7 protein-coding genes are annotated in these 9,182 nt (G+C 67.8%); 6 read left to right on the top strand and 1 reads right to left on the bottom strand.

Annotated features, from left to right (window positions below; translation table 11 throughout):
- The 6 genes from FJV41_RS45610 to FJV41_RS45585 form a co-directional block, all read left to right on the top strand.
- Positions 1–354: riboflavin kinase (locus FJV41_RS45610; RefSeq protein WP_181791401.1), on the top strand; the 354-nt coding region annotated here is incomplete at its 5' end.
- 212 nt (positions 355–566) lie between these two features.
- Positions 567–2,267 carry a type IV-A pilus assembly ATPase PilB gene (pilB, locus tag FJV41_RS45605; RefSeq protein WP_141648911.1) on the top strand — a complete coding sequence of 567 codons (1,701 nt, stop codon included), beginning with the start codon at positions 567–569 and terminating at the stop codon, positions 2,265–2,267.
- A 39-nt stretch (positions 2,268–2,306) separates the two neighbouring features.
- Positions 2,307–3,422, top strand: coding sequence for a type IV pilus twitching motility protein PilT (locus FJV41_RS45600; RefSeq protein WP_141648910.1), 1,116 nt, complete (start codon positions 2,307–2,309; stop codon positions 3,420–3,422).
- 57 nt (positions 3,423–3,479) lie between these two features.
- Positions 3,480–4,733: a type IV pilus assembly protein PilC gene (gene pilC, locus FJV41_RS45595; RefSeq protein WP_141648909.1), complete on the top strand. Its 1,254-nt coding sequence runs from the start codon at positions 3,480–3,482 to the stop codon at positions 4,731–4,733.
- Positions 4,734–4,794: 61 nt separating this feature from the next.
- The gene (locus tag FJV41_RS45590; RefSeq protein ID WP_141648912.1) at positions 4,795–6,336 is read left to right on the top strand and encodes a two-component system sensor histidine kinase NtrB; all 1,542 of its coding nucleotides are present in this window, start codon (positions 4,795–4,797) and stop codon (positions 6,334–6,336) included.
- 26 nt (positions 6,337–6,362) lie between these two features.
- Positions 6,363–7,775, top strand: a complete 1,413-nt coding sequence (locus FJV41_RS45585; protein ID WP_281291621.1) for a sigma-54-dependent transcriptional regulator — start codon at positions 6,363–6,365, stop codon at positions 7,773–7,775.
- A 22-nt stretch (positions 7,776–7,797) separates the two neighbouring features.
- On the opposite strand, the gene FJV41_RS45580 is transcribed toward FJV41_RS45585, so the two are convergent.
- Positions 7,798–9,182, bottom strand: a 1,385-nt coding sequence (locus FJV41_RS45580) for an FAD-dependent oxidoreductase (RefSeq protein ID WP_141648907.1), incomplete at its 5' end; no start/stop codon positions are given.

Raw genomic sequence — 9,182 nt, 5'->3', positions numbered from 1 at the left:
GGGCGGGGGAGGACCATCGGCTTTCCCACCGCCAACGTGGACACCCAGAACGAGCTGCGGCCCGCGCCGGGCGTCTATGCCATCCGCGTGCGCTTCCTCACGGGGGAGGGCGTGGGCACCTGGCATGGGGGCGCGGCCAATATCGGCATCAAGCCCACCTTCGGCGGCACCGAGGTCACCATCGAGGCGCACCTGCTGGATTTCGCGGGGGATATCTACGGGCGGGAGCTGCGCGTGCAGTTCCTGGAGCGCCTTCGCCCCGAGCAGCGGTTCGGCTCCGTGGCGGAGCTGACCGGGCAGATCAAGCGCGACGTGGAGGCCGCTCGCACGGTGATTGCGCGGGCCGGGGAGTGACGCACGCACTTTTCCCGTGATTGTTCAACGGGTTGGCGAGTCCGGGCCCCCCAGAGGGCGCCTTGACGGATGTGCGCGGCTCCCCTCTAATTCGCTGTCAGGAACCGTGCCAAAGGTGCTGTGGGGCCCCGAGGCAACGCCCCTGTCTCCCAAGAGCGAGGCGGGCCCCCGCCCGTCTCATCCTTCTGTGCCACAAGGAAGAGGCTTCACGAATGTCCGGTCGATTGGGTGAACTGCTGGTCCGCGAGAATCTCATCTCCGTCCAGCAGCTGCGCAAGGCCCAGGAAGAACAGCAGAAGAGCGGCACGCGCATCGGCACCGCGCTCATCAAGACGGGCGCCATCGAGGAATCGAAGCTCACCGACTTCCTCTCCAAGCAGTACGGCGTGCCGGCCATCAACCTGAAGGACTTCGACATCGACCCGGACATCATCAAGCTCGTGCCGAAGGAAGTGGCCGAGAAGCACCTGGTGATTCCCGTCAATCGCGCCGGTCCCTCGCTGATCGTCGCCATGTGCGACCCGTCCAACATCTTCGCGGTGGACGACCTGAAGTTCCTCACCGGCTACAACATCGAGACGGTGGTGGCCTCGGAGGTCTCCATCCGCGAGGCCATTGAGCGCTACTACGCGGAGAAGGGCCCCTCGATGGAGGAGATCGTCGGCGACGTCGACGACGAAGTCGAGCTGGCGAAGGAGGAGACGGAGAACATCGACGAGATGGCGAAGGCCGCGGATGACGCGCCCGTCGTCAAGCTGGTGAACCTCATCCTCATGGACGCCATCAAGAAGCGCGCGTCCGATATCCACATCGAGCCGTATGAGCGCGACTTCCGCGTCCGCTTCCGGATCGACGGCGTGATGTACGAGGTCATGCGCCCGCCGATGAAGCTGCGCAACGCGATTACGTCGCGTTTGAAGATCATGGCCTCGCTGGACATCTCCGAGCGACGCCTGCCGCAGGACGGCCGCATCAAGATCAAGATTGGCGGCGGCAAGGAGATGGACTTCCGCGTGAGCGTGTGTCCCACGCTCTTCGGCGAGAAGGTCGTGATGCGTCTGCTCGACAAGAGCAACCTGCAGCTGGACATGACGAAGCTGGGCTTCGACGCGGAGCCCCTGGCCTGGTTCAAGGAAGCCATCGACCGTCCCTACGGCATGGTGCTGGTGACGGGCCCCACCGGTTCCGGCAAGACGACGACGCTGTACTCGGCGCTCTCCAGCCTCAACGACGTCGGCACCAACATCTGCACCGCCGAGGACCCGGTCGAATTCAACTTCGCCGGCATCAACCAGGTGCAGATGCATGAAGACATCGGCCTGAACTTCGCCGCGGGCCTGCGCTCGTTCCTCCGCCAGGACCCGGACATCATCATGATTGGTGAGATCCGCGACTTCGAGACGGCGGAAATCGGCGTGAAGGCCGCCCTCACCGGCCACTTGGTGCTCTCCACGCTGCACACCAACGACGCCCCTGGCACGGTGAGCCGTCTGCTCAACATGGGCATCGAGCCGTTCCTCGTGACGGCCTCGCTCAACCTCATCCTCGCCCAGCGTCTGGCGCGCCGCCTGTGCCCCGCCTGCAAGAAGCCGGCGGACAAGGTGGACGAGCAGGCCCTCATCGACGCCGGCATCCCCCCGGACAAGATGGGCACCTTCACCGTGTACGAGAAGGTCGGCTGCCGCGACTGCAATGACCGCGGCTACCGGGGTCGCGTGGCCATCTACGAGGTCATGCCCTTCTGGGACGGCCTCAAGGAGCTGGTCATCAACGGTGGGTCCGCCGCGGAGCTCAAGCAGGAGGCCATCCGTCTGGGCATGAGCAGCCTTCGCATGAGTGGCCTCAAGAAGGTGATGGACGGCTTCACCACTCTGGAAGAAGTGGTCGGCAACACCGCCCCGGACCGTTTCTAGTCACCCCCTCCCCCAGCCTCACCGAAGGACATCCCCACCGTGGCCAACCTGCACCAGCTCCTCAAGGCGATGGTCGAGAAGGGCGCTTCCGACCTCCACGTCACCACCGGCTCGCCGCCGCAATTGCGCGTGGACGGCGAGCTCGTCCCCTTGAAGACGGCGCCGCTGACGCCCGTGGAGACCAAGCAGCTCTGCTACTCCATCCTCACCGACGCCCAGAAGCACAAGTTCGAGGAGGACAACGAGCTGGACCTGTCCTTCGGCGTGAAGGGGCTGTCGCGCTTCCGCGCCAACATCTTCATGCAGCGTGGCGCGGTGGCCGGGGCGTTCCGCACCATTCCCTTCAAGATCCTGACCTTCCAGGAGCTGGGCCTGCCGCCCGTCGTGGCGGAGCTGGTGAAGAAGCCGCGCGGCCTCATCCTGGTGACGGGACCCACGGGGTCGGGCAAGTCCACCACGCTGGCCTCGATGATCGACAAGATCAACACCGAGCGTCATGAGCACATCATGACCATCGAGGACCCCATCGAGTACCTGCACCCGCACAAGAACTGCCTCGTCAATCAGCGCGAGGTGGGTGCGGACACGCGGAACTTCAAGACGGCCCTCAAGTACATCCTGCGTCAGGATCCGGACATCGTGCTGGTGGGCGAGTTGCGCGACCTGGAAACCATCGAGGCCGCGCTCACCATCGCCGAGACGGGCCACATCTGCTACGCGACGCTGCACACCAACAGCGCGGTGCAGACCATCAACCGCGTGCTGGACGTGTTCCCGCCGTACCAGCAGCCGCAGGTGCGCGCCCAGATGTCCTTCGTGCTGGAGGGCGTGATGAGCCAGGCGCTGGTGGCCAAGGCGGGCGCTCCGGGCCGCATCCTCGCCCTGGAGGTCATGATTCCCAACCCCGCCATCCGGAACCTCATCCGCGAGGACAAGGTCCACCAGATCTACTCCTCCATGCAGGTGGGGCAGGCCAAGTACGGCATGCAGACCTTCAATCAGGCCCTGGCGGCGCTGCTCCTGCGCCGGCTCATCACCCAGGACGAGGCCTTCGGTCGCTCCAGCGACCCGGACGAACTGCGCAACATCCTTTCCACTGGGGGTGGCGGGCTACCGGGTACCCAGCGACCAGCCGGAGGAGCGACGGGTCGTTAGTTCCTGGTTTCGAGATTCAGCGGTTAGACTCGCGCGGCGTCCGCGGAGGCCAAGCTCATGGCAGCAACTGCAGTCCAGAAGTCACCAACTTCCAAGAAGAACACGTCCCAGTTCCTCTGGGAGGCGAAGACCAAGAGCGGGGAGACGAAGAAGGGCGAGATGGAGGCCTCGGACAGCGAGGCCGTCAACGCCCGGCTCAAGTCCCTGGGCCTCAATCCCGTCAAGGTGCGCAAGAAGAGCGCGCTGGACGGGGAAATCTCCATCCCGGGCTTCGGCGGCGTCACGGGCAAGGACATCCTCGTCTTCACGCGCCAGTTCGCGACGATGATCGACGCGGGTCTCCCCCTGGTGCAGTGCTTGGACATCCTCGCCAACCAGATGGACAACCCCGCCTTCAAGAAGGTGGTGCTGGCCATCAAGGCGAAGGTGGAGCAGGGCAGCACCTTCGCGGATGCGCTCAAGGAGCACCCCAAGGTCTTCGACGAGCTCTACATCCAGCTCTGCGCGGCCGGTGAGGTCGGCGGTATCCTCGACACCATCCTCAACCGTCTGGCGGCCTACCGCGAGAAGGCGGAGAAGCTCAAGCGCAAGGTCAAGGGCGCGATGACCTACCCGGCCATCGTCATCCTCGTGGCCATTGGCGTGACGGCGCTGCTGCTGCTCAAGGTGACGCCAGTGTTCGCTGCTATGTTCGCGGACTTCGGCTCGGCGCTGCCCGCTCCCACCCAGTTCGTGGTGGACCTGTCCGCCTGGGCGGAGGCGTACTGGCTGCATGTGATCAGCATCATCACCGCGCTGGTCGTCTCCTTCACCTGGAGCTACAGGCAGCCCAGGGGCCGCAAGTTCTGGGACAAGGTCTTCCTGAAGTTGCCGCTGTTCGGCCCCGTGCTCCGCAAGGTGGCGGTGGCGCGTTTCACGCGCACGCTGGGCACGATGATCTCCTCGGGCGTGCCCATCCTCGACGCGCTCGACGTGACGGCGAAGACGGCCGGTAACCGCACGGTGGAAGAGGCCATCTACTACGTTCGCGGGAAGATCTCCGAAGGCAAGAACATCGCCGGTCCGCTGCTCGAGACGAAGGTGTTCCCATCCATGGTGGTGCAGATGATTGGCGTCGGTGAAGCGACGGGCGCCATGGACACCATGCTCAACAAGATCGCCGACTTCTACGACGACGAAGTGGACACCGCCGTCAGCGCGCTGACGGCCATGATCGAGCCCCTGTTGATGGTGTTCCTCGGCGGCGTGGTCGGTGGCTTCCTCATCGCCATGTACCTGCCCATCTTCTCCATTGCCGGTGCCATCAAGTAGCTCCGCAGTCGCCAGGGCGCGCGCGGACGAGTCCGAGAGGCTCCGCGCGCGCCTGGTCTGGCTGGTGTTGTTCCGCACGGTGGCGGCGAGCCTGTCGCTCGTCATCACCGTGGGTCGCCTGCTGCTCCAGCCCCTTGAGGAGCCGAGCCGGGCGGACTCGCTCTCGCTCTCCGTCATCGTCGCCGCGTATGTCTCCACGGTGGTGGTGGGCATCCGGCTGCGGCGGGAGAAGGCCGGACGGCTGGACGCGTGGGTGCAGGTGCTGGGCGACGTCGTCATCGCCACGGGCCTCGTGTACCTGAGTGGTGGTTCCGACTCCCCGCTGACGTTCCTCTACAGCCTGGCCGTCATCGGCGCCGCAGTGGTGCTGGACTGGCGAGGGGCCCTCTGGGTGGCGGCGGCGGCGGCGCTGTCCTTCGCCGGGCTGGTGGGGGTGCTGCGGCTGTCGGACGTCGCGCCGCTGGGGCCGCTCTTGTCCAGCCGGGGTTTCTTCGTGCTGGGCAGCAATCTGCTTGCGCTGGCGCTCATCGCCGTGTTGGCCGGCTACCTGTCCCGGCAGCTCTCCGCGACGGGCGGCGCGCTGTCCGCGCGAGAGGCGGACCTGCGCAGGTTGGGAGGGCTCCAGCAGCAGATTCTCTCCTCCATGCCGTCGGGGCTCATCACCTGCGATGCCCAGAAGCGCGTCACATACGTCAACGCCGCCGCGCACGGCATCCTTCAGCTGGAGGACATGGTCAGCACCGGTCAGCCGCTGGAATCGCTGCTCCCGGGTGTGTCGGGGCTCGCGCCGCGCTCGTCGCGCGGCGAGCTGGTGGTGGGCACGGACGGGGGGCGTCGTCGCATCATCCTCGGGCTGTCGGTGACGCCGCTGGAGGGCGAGCCGGGGGCGCTGCTCATCGTCTTCCAGGATTTGACGGAGCTGCGGCGGATGGAGGAGGACCTGGAGCGCTCGGACCGGCTCGCGAGCCTGGGGGCGCTCTCCGCGCAGCTGGCGCACGAGCTGCGCAACCCGCTGGCGGCGATGCGGGGCTCCGCGCAGCTGCTGGCGCAGGAGTGCTCGCGGGACGTGGTGGTGCAGAAGCTCACCAACATCCTGGTGCGCGAGTCGGATCGGCTCGGGCGGCTGGTGGAGGACTTCCTGCGCTTCGCGCGTCCTCCGGAGCCCATGCGTCGCGAGGTGTCGCTGGACGCGCTCCTGGCGGAGACGGTGGACATGTTGCGGGCGGACCCCCTGGCGCGGGACGTGCGGGTGGAGGTGTCCGCGCAGGAGCGGCTGACGGCCGCGGTGGATCCGGACCAGCTGCGTCAGGTGCTCATCAACCTGGTGCGCAACGGGTTCCAGGCGGCGGGACCCAGGGGCGAGGTGCGGGTGGGGCTGGCGAGAAGCGAGAAGGAAGCGCAGATTCGGGTGTGGGACTCGGCGGGAAGCATCACCGAGGAGATGATGGGCCATCTGTTCGAGCCTTTCTTCACCACGCGGGACGGAGGCACGGGACTGGGGTTGTCCACCGCGCACTCCATCGTCCGCGCGCATGGCGGCTCCATCCGCGTGCGCTCGGACCCGGCCGAGGGAACGGAGTTCGTCGTGGGGTTGCCGCTGTGACGACCGCGCATGCAGCAGAGAGCGGAGTGAGAGGCCACATTCTCGTCGTGGACGACGAGCTGTCCATGCGGGAGTACCTGGAGCTGTTGCTGCACCGCGAGGGTTACGCGGTGACGAGCGTGCCCGGGGTGAAGCCCGCGTGCGAGGTGCTCGCGCGCGACGGGGTGGACCTGGTCATCTCCGACATGAAGCTGGGGACGGGCAGCGGCCTGGACGTGCTGCGCACGGCGCGGGCGCGCAAGGAGCCTCCGGAAGTCGTGCTGATTACGGCCTACGGGACGCCGTCCGCCGCCGTGGAGGCGATGCGCGAGGGGGCGTACGACTACATCTGCAAGCCCTTCGACAACGAGGAGCTGCGGCTGCTGGTGCAGAAGGCGCTGGAGAAGCGCACGTTGCGGCAGGAGAACATCACGCTGCGCGCGCGGCTGTTGCCCGGGCTGGGCGTGGCGGTGGGACAGAGCGCGCGGATGCAGGCGGTGTGGTCCCTGGTGGAGAAGGTGGCGCCGGGGCGCAGCACGGTGCTGGTGACGGGGGAGAGCGGCACGGGCAAGGAGCTGGTGGCGCGTGGCATCCACATGCGCGGCAATCGGGCGGCGCAGCCCTTCCTGCCCTTCAACTGCGCGGCGCTCAACGAGGGCACGCTGGAGAGCGAGCTGTTTGGCCACGTGAAGGGGGCCTTCACGGGGGCGTTGCACGAGCGCGCGGGCCTGCTGGTGTCCGCGGGTGAGGGCACGGTGATGCTGGACGAAGTCGGCGAGATGCCGCTGGCCACGCAGGTGAAGCTCCTGCGGGTGCTCCAGGAGCGGAAGGTGAAGCCGGTGGGGAGCGCGGCGGAGGTGCCCTTCCAGGCGCGAGTCATCGCGGCGACGAACCGGCGGCTGGAGACGGAAGTGAAGGCGGGGCGCTTTCGCGAGGACCTCTTCTACCGACTCAATGTGATTACGCTGGAGCTGCCACCCCTGCGCGAGCGCGCGGGCGACATCTCGCTCCTGGCGGGCCACTTCCTGTCGAGGATGGCGGAGGAGCTGGGGCGGCCGGGCCTGCGCTTCGCGCCAGAGACGCTGGCGTTGCTCGAGCGCTACGCGTTCCCCGGCAACGTGCGGCAGCTTCAGAACATGGTGGAGCGCGCGGCCACGCTGTCGGACTCGGACCTGCTGGGGCCGTCCACGCTGCCGCCCGCGGTGCGCGGCGAGGCGGAGCCGGTGGCGCGTCCGGGCGAGGGCGGCGAGCCCCAGTTGAGCGGCGGCTTCAACCTGGAGCGCCACCTGGACGACAGCGAGCGGCGCTACCTGCTGGCGGCGCTGAAGCAGGCGGGTGGGGTGAAGACGCGCGCGGCGGACCTGCTCGGCCTGTCCTTCCGCTCGTTCCGCTACCGGCTGGCGAAGCACGGCCTCACGGACGAACTGGAGGACCCCGCGCCGGTGCGAAGCGGAGAGTGACGCTCCCTTCGCGGGCCCGGACCTAGAAGCCGAGCGCCGCCCTGGCGCCGTCCGCGGCCTCCAGGCCCATGCGCCAGTTGGCGTCCTGGCTGTTGTAGGAGAAGCGGCCGCCGCGGCCGATGGAACTCAGGCGCTCGAAGTTGTCGAGGTGCTCCTGGAGGGGCTGGAGGACGCGTTGGAAGCCGGGCTGGTACACCGGATAGCAGCGCGGCAGGCGCACCACGTGGAATCGCCCGACCGGGGCCGGTCCCAGCAGGCCCACGGACTCCAGCTCCTTCCTGGCGAGCGCCGCCATGGCTTCATCGGACTCGCTCCAGAGGGCCTCGTCCTGGGAGCACCAGTACTCCGCGCAGAGGATGGTGGAGCGCTCCGCGCCGTAGAGTCCGGGGACCCAGTTGCGGAAGTTGGTGACGCGGCAGGTCCTGACCGCGCGCGTGTGCATCTCCAGCCACGACTCGGGGAACAGCCCCGTCTCGTGGACCTCCAGGTACACCAGGAGCGCGCTTCGGAAGGTGAGCACGTCGCGCGCCTCGGTGAGCGCCCGTTGCACCTCGGGGGGCTGGCCTGGAAGCTGTGCCACGAGCGGCACCAGCGGGGCGCTGGAGATGATGTAGTCGTAGGCCCGCGAGCCGTGGGAGGACTTCAGCCCCGTCACGCGGCGGCCCTCGACCTCCAGCGCCTCCACCCGGCTCTCCAGGAGCACTTCGCCGCCGTGGTCTCGGACGAACTGGGCCATGCGCTCGTACACCTCTCCGGTGCCGCGCTGGGGGTAGGGGAACTGCTCGGTGACCTGCTTGACGGCGCGTGCCCGGGCGTTGCTCGCGCCCGTGCGCAAGGCGGCGAGCACGGTGTCGACCAGCGAGGCGTCCTTGGCCGCGGCGCCGGACACGCTGGCGTCCACCGCGGAGCAGGGCCGTCCGAAGAACTTCTCGTTGAAGTCTCGGAAGAACTGCTCGTAGACGCGGTGGCCAAAGTGCTGCACCAGCCAGTCCTCGAACGTTCGAACCTCCGGAAGCGGGCGCAGTTGCTGGCGCCCGTAGTCGAGCACGCACCGGATGGATTCGGTGAGGCCCACCTTGCGCACCACATCCACCACCTGGAGCGGGTAGCGCAGCACCTTCCCATCATTCCGGAAGACACCGGGATGGGACTCGACGGTGGCCCAGTCCTCTCCCACCACGCTCTTCCAGAGCGAGTCGATGCGCGCATCCTGCGTGTGGAAGCGGTGCGGCCCCAGGTCCACCCGCTGGTTCCACAAGTCCAGGGTGCGCGACAGTCCGCCGACGACGCGGCTGCCCTCGTGGACCTCGACCTGGGCACCGGCCTTCGCCAGGACATAGGCAGCGGTGAGGCCCGCGGGGCCGGCACCCACCACCGCGATGCGGGGACGGGGCGACAGGGGCGAGG

The organism is Myxococcus llanfairpwllgwyngyllgogerychwyrndrobwllllantysiliogogogochensis, from assembly GCF_006636215.1.
In the GTDB taxonomy this organism is placed as follows: Bacteria; Myxococcota; Myxococcia; order Myxococcales; family Myxococcaceae; genus Myxococcus; species Myxococcus llanfairpwllgwyngyllgogerychwyrndrobwllllantysiliogogogochensis.
This window is presented reverse-complemented; position numbering and strand designations above follow the sequence as displayed.